The organism is Methylomonas stagni, assembly GCF_050154735.1.
Classification (GTDB): domain Bacteria; phylum Pseudomonadota; class Gammaproteobacteria; order Methylococcales; family Methylomonadaceae; genus Methylomonas; species Methylomonas koyamae_A.
The window spans coordinates 4,864,331-4,886,128 of the sequence record NZ_CP189557.1 but is presented as its reverse complement, the minus strand read 5'-3'; the positions used below and the strand labels follow the sequence as shown (position 1 = coordinate 4,886,128).

General features: G+C 55.7%; 24 protein-coding genes. 14 read left to right on the top strand and 10 right to left on the bottom strand.

Going from position 1 to position 21,798, the window contains the following annotated elements:
* Positions 1-53: 53 nt before the first annotated feature.
* Together ACP4CD_RS22390 and ACP4CD_RS22385 are read right to left on the bottom strand one after the other, a co-directional pair.
* On the bottom strand, positions 54-785 hold the full coding sequence (locus ACP4CD_RS22390) for a methyltransferase domain-containing protein (protein ID WP_426992701.1): 732 nt from the start codon (positions 783-785) through the stop codon (positions 54-56).
* Entirely contained in the window at positions 782-1,087 is a 306-nt protein-coding gene (locus ACP4CD_RS22385) for a DUF1244 domain-containing protein (RefSeq protein ID WP_071160417.1), read from the bottom strand. The genes ACP4CD_RS22390 and ACP4CD_RS22385 overlap by 4 nt, the downstream gene beginning before the upstream one ends.
* A gap of 240 nt (positions 1,088-1,327) precedes the next feature.
* Here ACP4CD_RS22385 and ACP4CD_RS22380 point away from each other — a divergent pair, with 240 nt between their 5' ends.
* The 5 genes from ACP4CD_RS22380 to ACP4CD_RS22360 are packed head-to-tail and all read left to right on the top strand — an operon-like array spanning position 1,328 to position 3,613.
* On the top strand, positions 1,328-1,519 hold the full coding sequence (locus tag ACP4CD_RS22380) for a hypothetical protein (RefSeq protein WP_281021201.1): 192 nt from the start codon (positions 1,328-1,330) through the stop codon (positions 1,517-1,519).
* Positions 1,520-1,547: 28 nt separating this feature from the next.
* The gene (locus ACP4CD_RS22375; RefSeq protein WP_064029296.1) at positions 1,548-2,090 is read left to right on the top strand and encodes a septation protein A; all 543 of its coding nucleotides are present in this window, start codon (positions 1,548-1,550) and stop codon (positions 2,088-2,090) included.
* Entirely contained in the window at positions 2,090-2,392 is a 303-nt protein-coding gene (locus ACP4CD_RS22370; RefSeq protein ID WP_426992698.1) for a YciI family protein, read from the top strand. The genes ACP4CD_RS22375 and ACP4CD_RS22370 overlap by 1 nt, the downstream gene beginning before the upstream one ends.
* Positions 2,389-2,664, top strand: a complete 276-nt coding sequence (locus ACP4CD_RS22365; RefSeq protein ID WP_426992696.1) for a BolA family protein — start codon at positions 2,389-2,391, stop codon at positions 2,662-2,664. Before ACP4CD_RS22370 ends, ACP4CD_RS22365 begins: the two co-directional genes overlap by 4 nt.
* A gap of 1 nt (position 2,665) precedes the next feature.
* Positions 2,666-3,613, top strand: coding sequence for a peptidylprolyl isomerase (locus tag ACP4CD_RS22360; protein ID WP_426992694.1), 948 nt, complete (start codon positions 2,666-2,668; stop codon positions 3,611-3,613).
* 73 nt (positions 3,614-3,686) lie between these two features.
* Here the strand turns inward: ACP4CD_RS22360 and ACP4CD_RS22355 are convergent, their stop codons facing one another.
* Positions 3,687-3,872 carry a (2Fe-2S)-binding protein gene (locus ACP4CD_RS22355; protein WP_064029286.1) on the bottom strand — a complete coding sequence of 62 codons (186 nt, stop codon included), beginning with the start codon at positions 3,870-3,872 and terminating at the stop codon, positions 3,687-3,689.
* A gap of 240 nt (positions 3,873-4,112) precedes the next feature.
* Here ACP4CD_RS22355 and ACP4CD_RS22350 point away from each other — a divergent pair, with 240 nt between their 5' ends.
* The 7 genes from ACP4CD_RS22350 (at position 4,113) to ACP4CD_RS22320 (ending at position 11,607) form a co-directional block, all read left to right on the top strand.
* Entirely contained in the window at positions 4,113-4,589 is a 477-nt protein-coding gene (locus ACP4CD_RS22350; RefSeq protein ID WP_071160425.1) for a formate dehydrogenase subunit gamma, read from the top strand.
* Positions 4,589-6,127, top strand: a complete 1,539-nt coding sequence (locus ACP4CD_RS22345; RefSeq protein ID WP_426992693.1) for a formate dehydrogenase beta subunit — start codon at positions 4,589-4,591, stop codon at positions 6,125-6,127. Before ACP4CD_RS22350 ends, ACP4CD_RS22345 begins: the two co-directional genes overlap by 1 nt.
* Before the next feature lie 21 nt (positions 6,128-6,148).
* Positions 6,149-8,998 (top strand): formate dehydrogenase subunit alpha, encoded by a 2,850-nt coding sequence (gene fdhF / locus ACP4CD_RS22340; protein WP_426992692.1) that lies wholly within the window; start codon positions 6,149-6,151, stop codon positions 8,996-8,998.
* Positions 8,999-9,012: 14 nt separating this feature from the next.
* The gene (gene fdhD, locus ACP4CD_RS22335) at positions 9,013-9,855 is read left to right on the top strand and encodes a formate dehydrogenase accessory sulfurtransferase FdhD (RefSeq protein WP_426992690.1); all 843 of its coding nucleotides are present in this window, start codon (positions 9,013-9,015) and stop codon (positions 9,853-9,855) included.
* Positions 9,856-9,858: 3 nt separating this feature from the next.
* Positions 9,859-10,077: a formate dehydrogenase subunit delta gene (locus ACP4CD_RS22330; protein WP_064029275.1), complete on the top strand. Its 219-nt coding sequence runs from the start codon at positions 9,859-9,861 to the stop codon at positions 10,075-10,077.
* 522 nt (positions 10,078-10,599) lie between these two features.
* The gene (locus ACP4CD_RS22325) at positions 10,600-10,935 is read left to right on the top strand and encodes a DUF1508 domain-containing protein (protein WP_064029561.1); all 336 of its coding nucleotides are present in this window, start codon (positions 10,600-10,602) and stop codon (positions 10,933-10,935) included.
* Between the two features lie 57 nt (positions 10,936-10,992).
* Complete coding sequence (locus tag ACP4CD_RS22320; RefSeq protein WP_281021209.1) at positions 10,993-11,607, top strand: hypothetical protein; 615 nt, start codon at positions 10,993-10,995, stop codon at positions 11,605-11,607.
* A gap of 227 nt (positions 11,608-11,834) precedes the next feature.
* On the opposite strand, the gene ACP4CD_RS22315 is transcribed toward ACP4CD_RS22320, so the two are convergent.
* Together ACP4CD_RS22315 and ACP4CD_RS22310 are read right to left on the bottom strand one after the other, a co-directional pair.
* Positions 11,835-12,476: a phage tail protein gene (locus ACP4CD_RS22315; protein ID WP_071160436.1), complete on the bottom strand. Its 642-nt coding sequence runs from the start codon at positions 12,474-12,476 to the stop codon at positions 11,835-11,837.
* A 56-nt stretch (positions 12,477-12,532) separates the two neighbouring features.
* Entirely contained in the window at positions 12,533-13,465 is a 933-nt protein-coding gene (locus ACP4CD_RS22310) for a PEP-CTERM sorting domain-containing protein (RefSeq protein WP_426992688.1), read from the bottom strand.
* Between the two features lie 547 nt (positions 13,466-14,012).
* Here ACP4CD_RS22310 and ACP4CD_RS22305 point away from each other — a divergent pair.
* Positions 14,013-14,756: a YkgJ family cysteine cluster protein gene (locus ACP4CD_RS22305; RefSeq protein WP_426992687.1), complete on the top strand. Its 744-nt coding sequence runs from the start codon at positions 14,013-14,015 to the stop codon at positions 14,754-14,756.
* Positions 14,757-14,844: 88 nt separating this feature from the next.
* Here ACP4CD_RS22305 and ACP4CD_RS22300 read toward each other — a convergent pair whose 3' ends face one another.
* Positions 14,845-15,078, bottom strand: coding sequence for a hypothetical protein (locus ACP4CD_RS22300; protein WP_064029260.1), 234 nt, complete (start codon positions 15,076-15,078; stop codon positions 14,845-14,847).
* A gap of 78 nt (positions 15,079-15,156) precedes the next feature.
* Between ACP4CD_RS22300 and ACP4CD_RS22295 the strand changes: the two genes are divergently transcribed.
* Entirely contained in the window at positions 15,157-15,834 is a 678-nt protein-coding gene (locus ACP4CD_RS22295) for a hypothetical protein (protein WP_426992686.1), read from the top strand.
* Positions 15,835-16,572: 738 nt separating this feature from the next.
* Here ACP4CD_RS22295 and ACP4CD_RS22290 read toward each other — a convergent pair.
* From ACP4CD_RS22290 to ACP4CD_RS22275, 4 genes are all read right to left on the bottom strand, one after another.
* Entirely contained in the window at positions 16,573-17,301 is a 729-nt protein-coding gene (locus ACP4CD_RS22290; protein ID WP_426992685.1) for a hypothetical protein, read from the bottom strand.
* 54 nt (positions 17,302-17,355) lie between these two features.
* Positions 17,356-19,161 carry an ABC transporter ATP-binding protein gene (locus ACP4CD_RS22285; RefSeq protein ID WP_426992684.1) on the bottom strand — a complete coding sequence of 602 codons (1,806 nt, stop codon included), beginning with the start codon at positions 19,159-19,161 and terminating at the stop codon, positions 17,356-17,358.
* A complete protein-coding gene (locus ACP4CD_RS22280) occupies positions 19,158-20,348 on the bottom strand; it encodes an ABC transporter permease (protein ID WP_426992683.1) in 1,191 nt (396 codons plus the stop codon). The genes ACP4CD_RS22285 and ACP4CD_RS22280 overlap by 4 nt, the downstream gene beginning before the upstream one ends.
* Positions 20,349-20,565: 217 nt before the next feature.
* Complete coding sequence (locus ACP4CD_RS22275) at positions 20,566-21,675, bottom strand: ABC transporter permease (RefSeq protein WP_426992681.1); 1,110 nt, start codon at positions 21,673-21,675, stop codon at positions 20,566-20,568.
* Positions 21,676-21,798: the final 123 nt, after the last annotated feature.

Here is a 21,798-nt window from a genome sequence, read left to right as displayed (position 1 = left end):
TTCTCCGTATTCAGAGGTTCAACGCCCGCGCCGCCGCGGCCGGTCACGCCGATTCATTTGACAGCGGTGACCAGCGCATTGACGTCCAGGCGATGCGTCAACGTCAGTTCGCGAAACCCGATGTCGGCCATCTGCCTGAGCGCCAAGCCTTCGCGCATGATGTGATCCTCGGATTCGTCGCTGAACAGGTGAATGATCCAGTGTTCCAGCAAATCCAGGCGGCTGATGCCGGTCAAGGTCTCGAAATATCCGGCCACCTCGCGCTGGGTATTGCGGGTATGCGCCGGAATGTCGTCCAAGGCGTAACGGTCGCCGCAAACGAATCGGCCATCGTGTTTCAGAACCCGGTAAATTTCCGCCAACACATCGCGACGGTAATCGCATTGAAAATTATGCAAGGTATATGCCGATGCCACGACATCGACACTGGCCGTCGCCAATCCGCGCAATGCGGTCAATGCATCGTCGCCACAAAACGCCAGACGGCCCAGGTCGGCCCAGTGACTCAAGCTTTCGCGGGCTTGCGCTTGCATCGTCGGCTCGTTGTCTACGCTAAATACCGTCAAATTGTCGGCGGCCGTCAAGATCGATAACGTGGTAATGCCGGTACCGCCGCCCAATTCGACAACTTGCGCCAGCGTATCCCGCGTACGACAGTATGTGCCGACTTCGGCACCGACCAAACGGCTCATTTCGGCCGCGAACGGGCAAATCAGCTTCAGCATTTGATATTCTCGGCCAATTACGCCGGAAAACATCGCGTCGAAAGGCGTATCGGCCGTCATGGCGCCACCTTTAATTTCAACTTGGCATCGTAGGCCGCCAACTGCTCCGGCGTGGCCTCGATCTGAAATTTCTCCTTCCATTCCCGATAGGGCATGCCGTACACGATTTCCCTTGCCTGTTCGTAATCCACTTTCGCGCCGCGTTCGGCGGCGGCGGCGGCATACCATTTCGCGAGACAATTACGGCAAAAATCGGCCAGCAACATCAGTTCGATATTCTGAACTTCGGTATGGGTTTGCAGATGCTCGAGCAATTGCCGGAACGCGGCGGCTTCCAGCTCTATGTGAATGTCGTTTGCCATGAATTCCTCCCGTAAAAGCCGCATTTTACCAGCAATACCAGCCGCCTCATGTACAATTGGGGCTAAAGAATCTACAATGCGCTTCCGTCGATTTGGCCCCTGCATCGCTCCGTGAACACGATACACAGTTCATCTCTGGCATTTTATCCGACCGGCTACCAGAAGCCGTCGCCGGACAATGCGGAGCAAAATCGGTCGCGGGCAACGTTGGAAAGCAATACGGGCAAGCCGCCCGCATTCGTGACAAAACCATCCGAGCCGGCAACGATCGACTCGGTTTTGACTAAGAATCCGCTCGGTAAGATCGATGAACAAGACGTGATCGCGGATCCTAAAGCCCGAAAAGCCTTGAATGCCTATAGTCAGACCATTAACCAATCGAATCGCCAACGCGTCGCCGAACTGGTAACCGGAATCGATTTATACGCCTAACCGTTTCTTTTTCACTACCGACCTACGTATGAAGCCCGTTTTAGAGTTCTTTCCTATCGTCTTATTTTTTGTGGCTTACAAACTTTACGATATTTATGTGGCCACGGCGGTAGTGATAGTTGCGACAATCGTACAAGTCGCGGCCTATTGGCTACTCTATCGCAAGGTGGAAACGATGCACTGGATCACATTAGGATTGATTCTGGTGATGGGTGGCGCCACCCTGTACTTGCAAGACGAACAATTCATCAAATGGAAATTGACGATTATCGAGTGGCTATTCGGCGGTGCGTTTTTGGTCAGCCAATTTATCGGCAACAAAACCTTTATCGAACGCATGATGGGCGCCAACCTTGAGTTACCGACGCGTATCTGGAAACGGTTGAATCTAAGCTGGTCCTTGTTTTTTATCGGCGTCGGCTTTTTGAATCTTTACGTGATGGCGCATTACAGCACCGACGACTGGGTCAGCTTCAAAACCTTCGGCGTACCCGGCCTAATGGTGGTTTTCATCGTCGTGCAAATGGCCTTTTTGTATAAGCACGTACCTGCGCCGGAGACCAAAAAATAATGCTTTACGCGATTATCGCCGAAGACCGTCCGGGCAGTTTGCCTAAGCGCTTGGCCGCCAGACCGGCTCATTTGGAGAGACTGCAAAGCTTGCAGGACGAAGGGCGCTTGATCTTGGCCGGCCCTCACCCGGCGATCGACAGCGACAATCCGGGAGACGCCGGCTTCAGCGGTAGCCTGATTGTCGCGGAATTCGCCGATCTCGACAGCGCCCGGACCTGGGCCGATGCCGATCCGTATTTTTCCGCTGGCGTATACGCCAGCGTTACCGTCAAACCTTTTAAACAAGCATTTCCCCAATGACCACCGACAACATTCGCCAAAAACTCGAAGCCGCCTTTCAGCCCGATATCATCGAAATCATCGATCAAAGCGCCGCCCACGCCGGACACGCCGGTAATCAGGGCGGCGGCCATTTCTACGTTACGCTGGTCAGCGCCGCGTTCGACGGCAAATCGCTGGTCCAGCGGCATCAGTTGGTTTATCAAGCGCTGGGCGACATGATGAAAGATGAAATTCACGCCCTCGGCATCAATGCCTTAACCCCTACCGAAAACAGCAAAGGAAATTCTTGATATGAAATTAAAACTTATCCCGCTGATCCTGGCCGGTACCGCCCTGCTCCACGGCTGCACCCAAGAGAAGGCTCAGGAAGCAGCGCCGGCCGCGCCGACAGTCAGTAAAGCAGACGCGGTCGCGTCGGTCAACGGCACCTATATCGGCAAAAAAACCTTGGAGACTCTGGAAAAAGAAATCTCCGAGCGTAGCCAAGGCCAGTCCTTCCCAAAAGAGCAGCTACTGGAAGAATTGATTCAACGCGAATTGCTGATTCAATTGGCCGTGCAAAAGCAACTCGATAAAAGTCCCGAAGTGATGGAGCGCCTAGCCACGATCCGTAACTCCTTGCTTTCGCAAGCGGCGTTACAGGACTATTTGAAATCCAATCCGGTCTCGGACGAAGAAATCAAGGCAGAATACGACTCCAAAATGGCCAATGCCGGCAACGAGTACAAAGCCAGCCACATTTTGGTAAAAACCGAAGACGAGGCGAAAAAATTGATCGCCGAATTGGATAAAGGCGGCAACTTTGCGGAGCTGGCCAAGAAAAACTCTATCGACCCAATGGGTTCCGAAGGCGGTGATTTAGGCTGGTTTACCGCCGACCGCATGGTGCCGCCATTCTCCGAAGCCGTAGTCGCGCTGGAAAACGGCAAATACACTAAACAACCGGTTCAGACTCAATTCGGTTGGCACGTGATATTCCGCGAAGACTCCAGAGCAGTTACTCCGCCGCCGTTCGACGCCGTCAAGGAACAGTTGCGGCCGATGCTGCAGCGCCAAAAAGCCCAGGCCATGATTGAAAACCTGCGGAAAAGTGCGAAGGTCGAAATCATGTTGCCGCCGGAACCGGCAAAACAACCGGAAGCACCTCAAGCAGCTGAGCCCACCGACCCAGCACCGGCGCCAACGGCCGACAAACCGGCGGAAGGCCAACCTTCTGAAACGGCCCCCGCAGCAAAATAGTCCGCTATTGCACAGGGCTAACCAGCCCTGTGCCTTCACCCCTCCGGCGTTAGCCGACCCGTTCCTCTATAGCCTAAGCGGCTTGCGCCGGTTGATTGCGCAAATTTTCGTCGATCAAGGCTTTTATACTGGCGGTGCATTTACCGCAAACCCCACCCGCTCCGGTGCATTGCATAATCTGCTTACGACTGCATACACCTTCGTTCAAAGCTTGCTCTACCTGCCTATCCGTGACCGCTTTACAAACACAAATGTACATGGAATCCTCTCGGCAAATACAATCTGCATGTAATGATAACAATTATCATTTGGAAGTAAAGCGCTAAAATTCGATTTTGAATCGATCAGAACTAAAAATTCCGGACCGGGTCGAACAGACGATTGCCACCCCAAGTTGAGGAAATTCGCGGCTTTGAGGCATGACAACCAATTGCAAACTTCGCTTCGTTCATGTTTAAATAGCGTGCTAATTATTTTGTCATTAACTACAGGGCCAGTGATGCAAGACTATCAAACCCAACAACCCACAGTGTTGAAGATACTGGACGCTCATCGAGAGATGCCGGGGAATCTGTTGCCGATACTGCATGGTATTCAAGACACCTTGGGTTACATTCCGCCCGACGCAGTGCCGGATATCGCCAAGGCACTCAACCTTTCCAAGGCGGAAGTTCACGGGGTCGTTAGTTTTTACCATTACTTCCGGGTTACCCCGCCGGGCAAGCATACGATACGCATCTGCCGCGCCGAGTCCTGCCAGTCCATGAACAGTAAAACTCTGGAAACCCACGCAAAACAAACGCTGAACATCGATTTTCACGAGACATCCGCAGACGGAATGTTTTCGCTAGAACCGGTTTACTGCCTGGGAAATTGCGCGTGCTCCCCCGCTATCACCATAGATAACGAAGTGTTCGGCCGAGTGTCGCCGGAAAAATTCGATCAGTTGCTAGCCACTTTTAAAGGTACCGAATAATGACCCGCCTGTTTATCTCCCGCGACTCCACAGCGCTGTCATTGGGCGCTGAACTTGTCGCTCAGACCCTGCAACGGCATACCGCCGGCCAAAACATTGAAATCATCCGCAACGGTTCACGTGGCTTGTTCTGGTTGGAACCGCTAGTCGAGGTCGAAACCGACGCCGGCCGTGTCGCCTATGGCCCAGTACAACCGGAAGATGTCGCCTCCCTGCTAGCATCCGGCCTCTTGGAAGGCAAACAACACCCCTTATATCTGGGCGATATAGAAGCCCTTCCCTATTTTAAAAACCAGAACCGCCTGACCTTCGCCCGCGTCGGTATCACCGATCCCGTCAGCTTGGACGATTATCTGGCCCACGACGGTTACCGCGGCTTGAAAAACGCGCTGGCGCTGCAACCTGCCGACATCGTTAAACAAGTTACCGAATCCGGCCTGCGCGGCCGGGGCGGCGCCGCATTCCCGACCGGCATTAAGTGGAATACCGTGTTAAACGCCCCTGCCGAACAAAAATACATCGTCTGCAACGCCGACGAAGGCGACTCCGGCACCTTTTCCGACCGAATGATCATGGAAGGCGACCCCTTCGTGTTGATCGAGGGCATGACGATTGCCGGCTTGGCCGTCGGCGCCACACAAGGCTACATCTATCTGCGCATCGAATACCCCCACGCCAAAATTGCCCTGAACCAAGCTATCGCTGCCGCCTATGAAAACGGCTACCTCGGCGAAAACATTCAAGGCAGCGGCAAGACCTTCCATCTGGAAGTCCGTAGCGGCGCCGGCGCTTATGTATGCGGCGAAGAGACATCGCTGCTGGAAAGTCTGGAAGGCAAACGCGGCCTGGTCCGCTTCAAGCCGCCGCTACCGGCCATCGTCGGCCTATTCGGCAAACCCACTATCGTCAACAACGTGATTTCGCTGGCCTCGATTCCGGTCATTTTGGATAAAGGCGGCGAATATTACAAAAATTACGGCATGGGCCGTTCGCGCGGTACCTTGCCGATTCAATTGGCCGGTAACATCAAGCACGGAGGCCTGTTCGAAGCCGCATTCGGCGTCACATTGCGAGAATTGCTGTACGACTACGGCGGCGGCTCCGCCAGCGGCCGGCCGATCCGGGCCGTGCAAGTCGGTGGTCCGTTGGGTGCCTATATGCCGGAAAGCCAGTTCGATACTCCACTCGATTACGAAGCCTTCGCCGCGATCGGCGCGGTTTTGGGCCACGGCGGCATCGTGGTACACGACGACACCACCAGTCTGGCCGACATGGCCCGCTATGCGATGGAATTCTGCGTCGAAGAATCCTGCGGCAAATGCACACCCTGCCGGATCGGCTCGACTCGCGGCGTCGAAGTCATCGACCGCATCCTCGATAACGTCGACAAAGCCAAGAACACCGAACTGCTGCGTGATTTATGCGACACAATGACGTGCGGTTCCTTGTGCGCCATGGGCGGCATGACACCCTACCCGGTGTTGAGCGCGCTGAATCATTTCCCTGAAGACTTTGGCCTCCAAGCCACCAAAGCCTAACCGATCCCCCGGAGGTAGCTTATGTCACTCAACAACGAAGTCGATTACGGAACGCCGGTCAGCGCGTCCCAACAAACCGTCAACCTTGAAATCGACGGCCATAAGGTGACCGTCAACGCCGGCACCTCGGTCATGCGCGCCGCCGCCGAAGCCGGCATCAGCATACCGAAGCTGTGCGCCACCGACCACCTCGACCCGTTCGGCTCCTGCCGGATGTGCTTGGTGCAAATCGAAGGCGCGCGCGGTTACCCGGCATCCTGTACGACACCGGTCGGTGAAGGCATGAAAGTCGTTACCCAAAACGAAAAGCTCGCCAAACTGCGCAAGGGCATCGCCGAACTCTATATTTCCGACCACCCATTGGATTGCTTGACTTGCTCCGCCAACGGCAATTGCGAATTGCAAGACACGGTCGGCGAAGTCGGTTTGCGCGAAGTCCGTTACGGTTTCGAAGGTGAAAACCACCTGAAAGCGGAAAAAGACAACAGCAACCCCTATTTCTCTTTCGACCCCTCCAAATGCATCGTCTGCTCGCGTTGCGTCCGCGCCTGCGAAGAAGTGCAAGGCACCTTCGCATTGACGATAGACGGCCGAGGTTTCGAGTCCCACGTATCGCCGGGCCAAGACCAACCGTTCATGGAATCGGAGTGCGTGTCTTGCGGCGCCTGCGTACAAGCTTGCCCGACCGCGACCTTGATGGAAAAGGCGGTAATCGACCACGGCCAGCCCGAGCACAGCGCCATTACTACTTGCGCCTATTGCGGCGTCGGCTGTTCATTCAAAGCCGAAATGAAGGGCGAGCAATTGGTGCGGATGGTGCCGGACAAAAACGGCCAGGCCAACCACGGTCACTCCTGCGTCAAGGGCCGCTTCGCCTTCGGTTACGCCACCCACAAAGACCGCATCACCACGCCGATGGTACGCGACAAAATCAGCGATCCCTGGCGCGTCGTCAGTTGGGAAGAAGCCATTCAATTCGCGGCCGACCGCTTCAAACAATTGCAAGCCAAATACGGCAAGGATTCGATCGGCGGCATCACCTCGTCGCGTTGCACCAACGAAGAAACCTATCTGGTGCAAAAACTGATCCGTGCCGGCTTCGGTAACAACAACGTCGATACCTGCGCCAGGGTCTGCCATTCGCCGACCGGTTACGGCCTGAAAACCACCTTCGGCGAATCGTCCGGCACTCAAACCTTCGATTCGGTATTGAAATCCGATGTCATTCTGGTCATAGGCGCTAACCCGACCGATGGCCATCCGGTGTTCGGTTCGCTGATGAAACGCCGGCTGCGTCAAGGCGCCAAACTGATCGTCGTCGATCCGCGCGGCATCGATTTGGTACGTAACAGCCCACACGTCAAGGCCGACTACCACCTGAAACTTCGTCCCGGCACCAATGTCGCCGTCGTCACCGCGCTGGCCCACGTCATCGTCACCGAAGGCTTGGCCGACGAACAATTCGCGCTGGAACGTTGCGACGTCGAATCGTTCAACAAATGGAAAACCTTTGTGGCCCTACCGCAAAACTCGCCGGAAGCCGTCGCCGAACTGACCGGCGTACCCGCCGAAGCGATGCGCGGCGCCGCTCGCCTGTATGCGACCGGCGGCAACGGCGCGATCTACTACGGCTTGGGCGTCACCGAGCATAGCCAAGGTTCGACGACCGTGATCGGCATCGCCAATCTGGCGATGGCCACCGGCAACATTGGCCGCGAAGGCGTCGGCGTCAACCCGTTGCGCGGTCAAAACAACGTGCAAGGCTCATGCGACATGGGCTCGTTCCCGCATGAGTTCGTCGGCTACCGCCACGTCTCGGATAACGCCACCCGCGCGCAATTCGAAGCGGCTTGGGGTGTGACATTGGCCTCCGAGCCCGGCCTGCGCATTCCCAACATGTTCGCCGCCGCGATAGAAGGCAGCTTCAAGGGCCTGTACGTGCAAGGCGAGGATATCGCGCAATCCGACCCGGACATCAACCACGTCCATCATGCCTTGCGGGAAATGGAATGCATCGTGGTGCAAGACATCTTCTTAAACGAAACCGCCAAGTTCGCCCACGTATTCCTGCCCGGCTCTTCGTTCCTGGAGAAAAACGGCACCTTCACCAACGCCGAGCGGCGAATTTCGCCGGTACGCCGGGTGATGACACCGCTGGGCGGCAAGGAAGATTGGCAAGTCACCCAAGACTTGGCCAATGCGCTGGGCTTTCCGATGAATTACAATCACCCGTCGGAAATCATGGCAGAAATCGCCAGCCTGACCCCACAATTCGCCGGCGTCAGCTACGAGAAAATCGACGAGATGGGCAGCATCCAGTGGCCGTGCAACGACGAATCCCCGGACGGCACGCCAATCATGCATGCCGACCATTTCGTGCGCGGCAAGGGCCGTTTCCTGTTGACGGAATACATTCCGACAGCGGAACGCACCAGCAGCAAATACCCGCTAATCCTGACCACCGGCCGTATTCTGTCGCAATACAACGTCGGCGCGCAGACTCGCCGCACCGACAACGTCGCTTGGCACGCCGAAGACAAATTGGAAATCCATCCTCACGACGCCGAAGTCCTGGGCGTGGCCGACGGCGACTGGGTCGGCGTCAAGAGCCGCACCGGCGAAACCGTGTTGAGGGCGCTGATTACCGACCGAATGCAACCGGGCGTGGTCTATACCACCTTCCACTTCCCGCATTCCGGTGCCAACGTCATCACCACCGACAACTCGGACTGGGCGACCAACTGCCCCGAATACAAAGTGACGGCGGTACACGTCGCGAAGGTCGCTCAACCGTCCGATTGGCAACGTGAATACCGCGCCTTCTCCGACGACCAGCAATCGCTGCTGGACAACCGCATCGGCGCCGGCTAAAAAACCGAGGCAATATGGACCCGGTCCCAGAGGAACTGGGCTGGACCAGCTATCGAACCGGTACGTTCGATAGCTGGCGAGGCTCCATCCACAGCCGAAAGCAAGACTATGTGGCCGAGGAAGTCCCGGTGGTACTGGTCTACAACACCATCCCGCACGTCGTGATGCTGACCACGCCGCTGAATCTGGAAGACTTCGGCCTCGGTTTCAGCCTGACCGAAGGCATCGTTTATCATCCTTCCGAAGTCCTGTCGATCAAGACGGTGCAACGCGCCAAAGGCGTCGAAGTCCGGATGCAAATTCCCGAGAAACGTTTCGACAATCTGCACGGCAAGGGCAAGAACATGACCGGCCGAACAGGTTGCGGCTTATGTGGAGCAACGACCTTGGAGCAGGCAATTCGGCCCACTCGTCGGGTTGGCGACGGTTCGATATTGGACGCCGCGCTACTGAGCCGGGCTTTCGAATCGATGCAGCAGCAACAATCCTTGAATTTGCTGACCGGAGCGGTGCATGCCGCGGCGTGGCTGGACTCGGAAAGCGCTAGCATCAGCATGGTGCGTGAAGATGTAGGCCGCCACAACGCGCTGGACAAACTAATCGGTGCCTTGGCCAGAACCGGTTGCGATTTTACGGCAGGCTGGCTATTGGTCACCAGCAGGGCCAGCTTCGAGATGGTGCAAAAAGCCGCCAGCGTCGGCATCACTTTGCTGGCCGCGATTTCGGCGCCGACTGCCTTGGCCATTCGTTTGGCGGAAGAATCCGGCCTAACCTTGGTCGGCTTCACCCGCAACGAAAACCACACGATTTATACCCACCCCTTTCGTTTACAACATTATCAAGAATCTGCCGCATAACTCATGGATAACAGCAATCTCGTCAAAATGGCCAATAACATCGGCGCGTTTTTCCAATCCGAGCCGGAACACGATGTCGCGGTCAGCGGCGTCGAAACCCACATCCGCAATTTCTGGGAACCCAGAATGCGCAAGCAAATCGTCGAATATTTGCAGCACGGCGGCAACGAACTGCTGGACATCGTCGCCGAAGCGGTCAAGCGTATCTCACAAAAACCCTGATAGGCTATAGCCCACCCCGCTCGATCCGCTGCAAACGGATTGGGTGGGATTTGGGCGGTGTACACGCGCGATTGCGGCGATCGTATACTAATAGCCGCAGCCGAACCCGCCTCTAATCTCGGTTTAAAAAGATCTCCAGCGCATTTTCCGCCACGCAGTTTGCTAAAGTACATCGTGCCCATCACGGCGCTCTGGCGCCAATTTCAAAACCACTACAAGCCAAGCGGAACCGAGCCTGTCGTTCGGCAAGCACACCGCCCTGCATCCGCTCAATCAGCCCCTTGTAACTATCGGATCGCTGCCGTTGTCGTGTCGCAAACACGACAATTTTATGAATAAGCACCGCTCACTCTTTGATTTAAAACGTTTTTTTCTTGGCATAATGCTTGCGTTTGGATAGACAGCGTCCGCCGCCGTACCCAGGTTTTCTGTCCGTCTCGCTATTTTGAGCTTTTCGGAGCTTGGAAAACCGGTATTCGACCGGCGACGACCCCATCCAACCGACTAACTCCGGAGCAGATCATGCCAGCGACCTTTGAACTGAAAACCAACGAAGACAATCAATATGTATTCAACTTCCTGAGCAGCAAGGGCGAACTGATCCTGATGAGCGGCGATTACCCCAATAAGGAAGAAGCGATACAGGGCATTAAAGAAGTCCGCACCGGTTCGTTAATGAGCCACCAAATCGCCGCCAGCCGGGTGCCCGAGGGCGATACCTTCTTTGTGATCAAGGATACGGTGGGTAACATCATTGTTAAAAGCGTTTTATATAACTCGAATATGCTGTTCGACAACGCCCTGCACACGGTCAAGGACAATGCCTGCATCGCCGAGATTGTCGATTTGACCGCATAAGCCTCGTATCGGGGCGATTGTTCATTTTCTACCAGACAGCAATGAGGTATCGACACCATGGCAGGCGAACTTAAAATTGTTCGGGAATTGGCGACGGTTTGCGTCACCGCGGGCGAGTTGGCCGCGATCGCAAGCTTAATTAAAGACGAGCTCAAAAAGCCTGACTTTGTCGAACAATTCGACAAGATGGCGGACGCGATCGACGAATGCTACGCCATCACGGTGACGATTCTTCAACCGTGGTTAGAAATGACCAGTGAAGCCGAATTTTGCGAGAAATTCGACACCCTCCATGCCGACTACAAAGCCACGTATTTAACGATTACCAACCGACCGCGACTAGCCTCAGACCGGGCTTACATCGAGTACGTGGCGCTTCGGGAATTCAAGGAAACCCAAACCGCCTATCCCTTGCTGAAAATGACTTTCGCCCGCCTTGACGAATTTATCGACAAATGGATTACCAACGACGCCTGGCTGGCGATGACGATCGAGAATCTGGTAAAAATGCTGCATCGCTACTTGAACGAAGTCGCCGAGCTCAAGCAAAAAGATCCGACCGACGCCTTTGCCATTTACCGAGCCTTGATGATGGCGTTTCGTCCGTTTTATGGTTTGCTGGAAACCGGCGAAGCGAAAGCCGAGCCCCGGCGCCTGGAAAGTACCGGCTAGACTGAACGGTCCAGCCGTTTCGCCGTAGATCGCGACGACAAGGGGGCGCTGTCGGTACCGCGCCTGACCGCCAGTTAACTCAGCGGCTGTTCGATGGCTTTAAATCTAGAATATTTCCTCTGCCGCAACGTTACATCCATCAATTTCCTGTTAATACCAATAGGACCACGTCTCTTACCCGCAAACACAAAAGGCGCGGCCTGAGCCGCGCTCTTGGGGGTTTGATGCTACTCGCGTCCAGGAAAGATGCCCACAGTCGCGACACAATAACGCATGCCGACGTAGGGATTGCGTACTGAAAATGGATGGCTATCTCCGCTAGCGCCCACCGTCGTGCTGGCGTTGACGGTAACGGCATCCGTCGCCAACTCAGCGTTCGAGGGCGAGTTGGAATAAATGTTATCCCGATTCGCGGAGACGGCCGGAAACTTGCCGCTCGGATTGGTGCTGTTACCGTTGCTGTTGACGGCATGCAATTTCGCGGTGACGATGGTATTAGCCGCGTGGCTATGAAACGGCATATTCGGCTGGAATAATGTTACGTTCTCCTGCCCGCTGATCTCGCCCAAATCGACCGGCGCCAAGCCGGGGCCGACGCCGACGCCGATCGGATTGCGGCCGCGTAAATCCGGCAATGAGAATGTCGTTTGTCCGTTACCGCCGTAAGTAGTGCCTAACAAGGCGAACAGCGCCTGGTTTTGAGCTATCGATAACAAGCGTCCGTCGGCTTCTGCATAACCGATTGGGCAATAGGTGGTGGCAAAGGTGCATACTTCGCCGATATAAGGTTGCGAGCCGCAGGCGGCGGCGGAGCCGCTCAAGCTTGCGATGGTCAGGGCCAATAGGGTTTTCAAGGATTTTTTAGACATGGGAAGTACCTTTATTCAGTGATGTTGAGTAATTCGTCGATTTAAAGCGTGTTGTTTTAGCAAGTGCTTGCGCGGCGTTTGGACAGGCCGAACGACAGCAAGCCGATCGCCATCAGCAGCAAGGTTTCCGGCTCCGGCACGGTGTTGGTGGTTTGTCGAGTGACCTCGGCGACGCTGAGAAAGGCTGACGTGTCCGCCAGGAAGAAAGCGCCCGGATCGGCACCGCCGAACAACGTTAACTCCGGACTGTCGTCGCCCAGTTCCAGCAATTCGCCGGGGTGTAGAATGAAGGTCAGCAAGCGCGAACCGCTGTCGACCAACTTTCCACCGTAGCCGCTGGCCGTATTTTGGTCCGGTGCGCTCGCGGGTCGGGCTTCGTTGCCGAATACCGTATCCGAAATGAGTTTGCTGAACAGCAATTCGCTGTTGTCCTTTTTATGGAGCTGTACTATCGATTGGGCAAAATCGCCGTTACCTTTGATGGTTTTGGTCTCGGGAGCCGCAACCAAATGGCTGAAATCGAATTTCAAGCTCACCAAAAACGTGTCGACCGCCGAGCTGTTTCTGATGGACAAGGCCAAGTCGCCGAACAGCGAACTCATAAACGACGGCTCGTCTTTCGAACCGCCTTCGGCGTGCAGCTTGATGCCGAAACCGTCGCCGATGTCGGATAAACTCCCGCTCAGCGGGTCGTCGCCGACGATCTGATCGTTGATTAAGCTGGTAGTGGTGGTCGCGCCGCCGACGACGCGGATCAATTCGCCGTTTTGGGTGGCGTTGGTCGGTAAGGTCGGCGTGCCTAAGCTATCGAATTCCACCTTACCGGTAATATTGATGAATGGATTGAACACGGCCGCCACGACCGGTTGGGCCATTCCCAGCCCGCTGATGGCCAAAACCAGAGCGGAAACGCCGAAGCGAAGTCGTTTGAATGATGGTTTGCCAGCCGATGCTTGGGGATTCGATAGTGTGCTTTCTATGGTTTTCATGACGCGCCTCTTGAATGATTTCGTTATAGGGTCGAATGGGTTGCAATATGTTGAATATCCGGGTCAACAAGGCCGGTACCGCCGCGTCCTCCGGGCTTTACCGAACTTGTTCGCCTTACGGTTGAGTTCGATGGAATAGAATCAATTGCCGTGCCAAAGCCGGTCGCCGGATTTTTAAATTTTTAAACGGCTGTATTTGAAAGTTATTTTTTGGTTTTGGCGCCGACCGCCACCGACAAGGCCGGCTGGAATTTCTGGATATCGCCACGAGATGCCGTCTTGTTTACGAAATACCGTATGTACGGAGCAAGCGCTTCCGGCGGGGTATGAAAACCTTGGTTATGCCGTCAATAAGAGGCTACTCAGCAAGGCAATCCGTGGCGCTGTCGGAGAGTTGCAAGCCGAAAGTTTCGATTTTTCGTAAAAGCTTCTATGCTGGTAGCGCTTGGCGAACCCTGTCAATAACCCCAAGCGCCCGCCGCTTGCCGTCCATCGTCGCCGGCAAACCGGGCTTAGCAACAATTTTCCGATTCCTTGAGCAGAGCCTATGCGCAAAACCACGCCCGCCAACATCAAACTGACGCTTTACGGCAAACCGATAGAATTGGAACTCAGCGCACCGGCGGAAAAAGTCACGCCGGTCGCGATCCTGCCGGCGCTGCATCGCATCAACAACGCCGTCGTCGAAACCGCGGTCGAGGTATTCGTCGCGGACAACGAAACCATTTCCTGCCAAGCCGGCTGCGGCGCTTGCTGCCGGCAAGTGGTGCCGTTGGCGGAGTTCGAGGCCTATCAGATCGCCGGACTGGTTGAACAAATGCCCGAGCCGAAGCGCTCGACGGTCAAGCAACGGTTTGCCGACGGCTGTGCCAAACTGGACGAGATCGACTGGCTGGGCCAATTGGAACGGATGCTGGCAGAAGGAACGACGCACGAAGCGGTCCAGACGCACGCGCTACGTTATTTTCATTCTGGCGTGGCCTGCCCGTTTTTGGAAGCGGAAAGCTGTTCGATTCACCCGGTTCGGCCGCTGGCTTGTCGGGAGTATTTGGTCACCTCGCCAGCCGAACATTGCCGAAATCCGACGCCGGAACACGTCAAGCACATCGAGTTGAAGTTTCAAGTATCCAAGATCGTCCGCAAGCTTTGGCGGACCAACCACATCAAGGATTTGGATTCGGTGCCGATGATTTACGCGCTGAAATGGGTCAAGCGGCATCCCAACCAATTTCCGAAAAAACGCGGTCAGGATTGGCTGCGGGAATTTTTTAACTATCTGGCGAATCCGTAGCAGCGGCTATGCCGCACCTCGCCTGCCGTCGTCACCAACGACTCGCCCGACGCCAAGCCATTTTGATCGTCGAGCACGAACCGTGCGATCACGATACCGCGACCCGCAGGGCGTAAGGGGCAATTTTCGTCGTGGCAGTCTCGCGGGCTATAGGACCGCGAACCGCCAATGCGTTTTGGGCGGACGGCAGCGATATCGCCGGCACGGCGGACGCGGCGCATAGCATGACCGCACAATTTACAGCCGGCGATTCGACAATGCTGAGTACGCTTTCAACCAGCGTTCCGTTAACGCCTTCGGCCTGATTTTTGTTCAGCGGCATCGCATTCCTAGCCTTTTCACCGATCAAAAATCGCAAAAATTCGCCGGTATCGGGAGTCTAGGGCCGACCGCCAGCGACATGCGGCAGAGAGTCTTTTTGCTCGACGCCGAACCGGCGATACTCGACGCCGAGTGTTTTTTGCCCGACGCCGACCCGGCGATACTCGACGCCGAGTGTTTTTTGCCCGACGCCGACCCGGCGATACTCGACGCCGAGTGTTTTTTGCCCGACGCCGACCTAACGATACTCGACGCCGAGTGTTTTTTGCCCGACGCCAAACCAACGATACCCGGCGCCGAGTATTTTTTGCCCGACGCCGAACCAACGATACCCGGCGCCGAGTATTTTTTGCCCGACGCCGAACCAACGATACCCGGCGCCGAGTATTTTTTGCCCGACGCCGAACCAACGATACCCGATGCCGAGTGTTTTTTGCCCGACGTCGACCTAACGATACTCGACGCCGAGTATTTTTTGCCCGACGCCGAACCAACGATACTCGATGCCGAGTATTTTTTGCCCGACGCCGAACCAACGATACTCGACGCCGAGTTTTTTTGCCCGACGCCGACCCAACGATACTCGATGCCGAGTGTTTTTTTCTCGGCCGACCAGCCGCGATTCAACCCCGCTCTCCCCAACCGGAGCCGCCCAAGCCACGCATTGGAGTACAAATCTAAATTTGTACTCCAATGCGACGATCCCATGGCGCCAAGCTCCGCAGCGAGAGATTGCAAGGCTGAGCGTATTGATTAAGCAACGTTACAATCGTGACGGGGGTTGTCCCCTGATGCCGCGCCGAGCACCGGAGGGTTTGAGCGGATTCGCCCGACAGGGGCGCGGCAGGGATGCCGCTCGTTTTCGGAGGGCTAGGACAGCCCTTCCGAAAACCCTCCCCAAAATCGCCGGCGCGCAGGATGAAGCGGCATGGGGTGGCCTTTTCTTTGGTTTCTTTCTTTTGACCAAAAAAAGAAAGAAACTCGGCTGTCGGGCCGAGACCCGACGTTAAAATAAACATCAACAAGGTACGCGATGCGTACCCTACGTGGCTACACGGGCTATTTTCGCGTGGGCACAAAAAGCCGTGCCCACCCTACGCAACGTTAAATTTCGGGACGGTTTTCTCCCCCTGATGCCGCGCCGAGCACCGGGGATTTTGGCGAGAGATGCCCGCCAGGGGAGCGGCAGGGATGCCGCTTGTTTTCGGAGGGCTAGGACAGCCCTTCCGAAAACCCTCGCCAAAATCGCCGGCGCGCAGGATGAAGCGGCATGGGGTGTCGTTTCTTTTGGATACTTTTCTTTGGACAAGCAAAGAAAAGTATCTCGGCTGTCGGGCCGAAACCCGACATTAAAAAAGTCGAGGCAAACTCACACCATGCGTACGATTACGCTGCCGCTAATTGTATATACACGGGCTATTTTCGCGTGGGCACAAAAAACGTGCCCACCCTACACAACTGCTAATCGTACCTACGCGGGCTCAACAGTCAAATCTCATTCATTAGTATCGAGGCGTTGCACTTCTTTTTTGAGTCCGCCCTTAGACGTTGATTTTCTGGAATATGTTTTTTGATTTGTAACTTCTTGAATAAATCGAAGTATTGTACTCGCTAAAGCATGAAGTCCTTGACTACCTCCCGCGAGAACAACCGCAGTTAGTATTATGTCAATAAATCTGAATATTGTTTTCTGCACACAAGACATATCATTTACATTGACAAATTGATGCAAAATACGCACACCACAAACAGTGATAACAGTACATATAAGCAACCCAACAAGAGTCATTAATATTTTATTGTCTTTTCTGTACATGCGAATTTGATGCTTAGTCAACCTTATAGCCTTATTCCATTCCTTTAATTGTTCAAGTCTTTCATCTTGCTTCTCTGGAGTGGTTATATTTCCCCAATAATCATAACGCCCCACCTCATCAACCAGTTTCTGTTCAAGGAGCATTAGCCCTGGAACACGAGCAAATTGAAAAATGACAGCAATACTCCTTTCAACTATTACAGTAATCGCAAATAAAGAAATAAACATATCAACATATTCTTTAATAGGCTTATTTTGATACCTAGCAACATCAATAAACTTCAAACCAATTAGAACAATAACCAGCCAAATAAGAAGACAAATCCTTACAAATTTATTCCTGTCGAAATCACACGTTATTTTATTTAAATTCAATTGAATATTAAAATATCCGAGAATCTTCTTCACATGAACCATACCGACCCCTCATCCCCAACATCCAGAATAAAAACACAGTCAATATTAAACCACCAACCTCGGCACCGCCCCCAACAACTTTTGAGTATAAGCATGCTCCGGCGCCCCACAAACCTGAGCAGTAGCCCCCTGCTCGACAATTTTCCCCTGATACATCACCACTGTCCTGTCGCTGAGATACTCCACTACACCGATATTATGGGTGATGAACAACAAAGTCAGGTTGCGGCGGCGGCGAATATCCAGCAATAGTTGCAGGATTTCCGCCTGCACCGACACATCCAGCGCGCTGGTGATTTCGTCGCAGACGATGAATTCCGGATTCAGGGCCAGGGCGCGGGCAAGACCGATACGTTGGCGCTGGCCGCCGGAGAATTCGTGAGGGTAGCGCCACAGCGACTCGCGGCCCAGCTGCATGTCGTCCAACAATTGCTCGGCCAAAGCGATGCGTTCGTCGCGGCTGGCGCCGATGCCGTGCACCTGCATCGGTTCGGTCAACGTGGTTTCGACCAGCAGGCGCGGATTCAGCGACGATTGCGGGTCTTGAAAGGCGATTTGCATTTGCCGGCGCAAAGGTCTTAGCTCCTGGGCCGACAGGCCGACCAGTTCCCGGCCGGCTATCTTGATGCTGCCGGCGGTCGGCGGCTCCAGTTGCAACACGGCCCGGCCCAGCGTGGTTTTGCCGCAGCCGGATTCGCCGACCAGCGCAACGATTTCGCCGCGAGGAATGTCCAGGCTCACATCATCGACAGCCTTGATGTGATCGACCACGCGGCGCAACAAGCCCTTGCGCACCGGAAACCAGACTTTCAGGTTGCGGATTTGGATTAAGGCTTGAGACTGCTCTTCCGCTTGGGACGGCGTATTGCCGGAACTTGTCTTTGCGAAAACCGCCGGCTGAGCGGAGCTGACGCCGTTTGCTTCAACTCCGCTCAGCAAGCGGCTTAGTTTGACGACGCTGCTCTCAGCGCAGGCGCGGTTAGAGCCTTCAATAGCTGGCGCTTCGACGGGCTCAGCGCGAACGGTGGTTGGCGGTGCGGAGGCTTCTGGTTTGGCGAGATTTTCCGGCACCGAGGCCAGCAACTTTTGGGTATACGGATGTCGCGGACTACCCAGCACGTCGCGGCAACGGCCGGCCTCGACCAGACGACCGAACTGCATCACGCCGACCCAGTGCGCCATTTGCGCGACGACGCCGAAGTCGTGGGTAATGAACAGCATGCTCATGCCGGTGTCGTCCTGCAATTGCCGCATCAGGCGCAGGATTTCGGCTTGCACAGTGACGTCCAGCGCAGTGGTCGGTTCGTCGGCGATCAACAGCTTGGGCTGGCAGGCCAGGGCCATCGCTATCATCACCCGCTGGCGCTGGCCGCCGGACAATTGGTGCGGGTAATCGCGAAAGCGCGCGCCGGGGTTGGGGATTTGCACTTGGGTCAACGCCACGACCGCGCGTTGCTCCGCTTCTTCCGCGCTCATGTTTGGAAAATGCAGGTGCAACGCTTCGATAATTTGCTCGCCGACGCTAAGCACCGGATTCAGCGAAGTCATCGGCTCTTGAAAAATCATCGCGATCTGAGCACCGCGCACCTGGCGGATGTCGGCGTCGGGCAAGGCCAGCAGGTCGCGGCCGTCGAAAATGATTTCGCCGCTCGGATGGCTGGCAATGCCGTCCGGCAATAGGCGAATCACCGACAAGGCGCTGATCGACTTGCCGCTGCCGGATTCGCCGACCAGACAAAAGGTTTCGCCTTGCGGAATATCGAAGCTGACGTCCTCGACGGCCTTGACCGGCTCGCCGCCGGTTTGTAAATAGGTGCGCAGGTGTTTGACTTGCAGCAAGGGCCGATTCACGACTCGCCTCCGTTGCGGCGCGCCAGTTTCGGATCGATCGCATCCCTGAAGGCTTCGCCGATCAGGTTGTAGGCGAACACGGTCATGAAAATTGCGCCGCCGGGAAACACCGCCATCCACCAATTGAAGGTCGAAGACTTGACCGCCTGATCCAGCATCGCCCCCCAAGACGGCGCATCGACCACGCCAAGCCCGAGAAAGCTCAGCGTGGCTTCCGACAAGATCGCCCCGGCCACGCCGAAGCTGACCGCGACCAGTAACGGCGCGACGCCATTGGGCAGCATATGGCGGAACAGTATCGAGTGTAGCGGTAAACCGCTGGCAATCGCCGCTTGCACGTAATCCTGCTTGCGCAGTTTTAAAAACTCGGTACGCACGTAACGAGCGTAACCGGACCAGCCGGTGACGCCGATGATGACCATCATCATGTACAGGCTGCGGCCGAAGAAGGCGACGAAGGTCAGCAACAAAAACAAGGTCGGAATGTCCTCGAAGATTTCCACCAGCCGCATGCCGAGCATGTCGACGATGCCGGAGAAATAGCCCATCAACCCGCCGACGACGATACCGATGGCTAGCGCGATGCCGGTGGCGATGAAGCCTATGCTCAATGCAATCCGGCTGGCGTGGATCATGCGGCTCAGCACGTCGGCGCCGTTTTCCTCGGTGCCCATCCAATGCGTGTGGCCCGCGCTGGCGAACGGCGCCTCCAGGCCCTTGCTGCCCAGGTCGCGCAGATAGTCGCCGGGCGCATAGGGAATCGGCGGCATGACTTTCCAATCCACCTCGGAGTACTGCGGGCCGCGAAAATCGTCGTAAATCACCAGTGCTGGCGGCTGGACTGTCAGGTTGGCAATTAATGCGGCGACGGCGGTGCCGGACAAAAATACTAGAAACTTGGCACCGCCCGCGAGCGGCAGCCGGGACACGGCCAGCGCGATGAAAAATGCCACCAGTATCCAGGCATCCTCAATCGACAGATAGCGTAACACCGGGAAAGTGATTTCGCCGTTCTTGCTCATCACCAATGGCATCGAGTTGGCGAGGAATGGCGCGAACACCGCGAACAACACCAACACGCCGACCCAAGCCAGTCCGAATTTGACGCCGACGCCGTCCAGCGTGCGGCGCCAGATACGGGCGGAGAAGGATTGCCGGCTGATTAAGGATTTAGGAGATGACGCCATTGGCTACCCTGTTTGATACGCCGTATAGCGGCAAGTCGATTCGCACGATGCGACTTTTAACCTGCCCCTGATTTTTACAGGTATTCCGTTGCCACCCTCTGGGGTATAGAGTCTGAGCCCTGCGACTGCCCTTAGGACAGGCTTTTCGAAGCCTGATGTGGTGCGCCCTTCGACAAGCTCAGGGCGAACGATGTTTAAGGACCGGGGTTGTAGCAACTTAGTCATAACTCACCCTAGGATCGGCCAAGGTGTAGCAGAAGTCGGCGATCAAATAGCCGACCAGGGTTAGAAAGCCGCTGATCCAGGTAATCGACAACACCAGCTCGCGGTCCCTGCCCTTCACCGCTTCCACCGCCAATTGGCCCATGCCGTTGATGCTGAAAATGTTCTCGACGATCAACGAGCCGGCCAACAAACTAGGCAACAAGCCGGCCGAGACCGTAATCAACGGCAACAAGCTGTTGCGGAACACGTGCGTCCACAGCACGTCGCGTTCGGCCAAACCCTTGGCGCGGGCGGTGCGGGCGTAGTCGGCGTGCAGGTTCTCCAGGATCGAGGTGCGGGTCAATTTCGCCAGCGCGGCGAAACCGCCGTAGGACAAGCAGATCACCGGAAGTACCAGATGCCAGATCCGGTCCAGCAGAAAGCCGCGCACGAAGCCGCTGTCGTTCCAATGCGGCAGAAACGGCATGTCCAGCGCCTCGCGGGCGCTGAGGCCCGCGGTCGGGAACCATTGGAAATATTGGATATTAGCGAAAAAGCCCAGCAGCAACACGCCGGCCAGCATGGTCGGAATCGACCACAGAGCCAACATCGACAAGCTGGCGCCGATGTCGAAGGCGCCGCCGCGTTCGGTTGCAGACTTCATGCCGATCCAGATGGCCAGCGCATAAGTGAACGGTATGGTCACCAGATTCAGCAACAAGGTAATCGGGATACGTTCGGCCAGAATGTCGGCGACCGGTCGGCCGTATTGAAAGCTGGTACCGAGGTCCATGCCTTTGGTCAGCGAGAACGACTTATGACCTTGTTCGTCGTCGACGAAGCCGATCGGCGACACATTGTTCAGCCAACGCAGGTATTGCAGCGGCGCAGGTTGATCCAGGCCGTAGCGCTTGTTGTAATAATCCAGCAAAGCCTGCTTTTCCTGCGGTTTCATGTCCATGCCGCCGACCAAAGTCTGGGCGCTGATACCGCCCGGCGAGGCTGCCATCACGGCAAACACGACCACGGTGATGCCGAGCAGGGTCGGCACCATCAACAACAGGCGGCGCAGCAAATAAGTCAGCATAACGAATTCCTTTTGAGTGCCGAGAGAAAAATCCATGTCAAATCGGCCGGGATTGCCGAGCTCCAGACTTCAGGGACGTTCAAGGCCAACACCCTCCATGGTATCTGGTCCCCGGCAATCCCTGCCGGGGTGACGCAACGCTGCAAGCTCGTCATGACT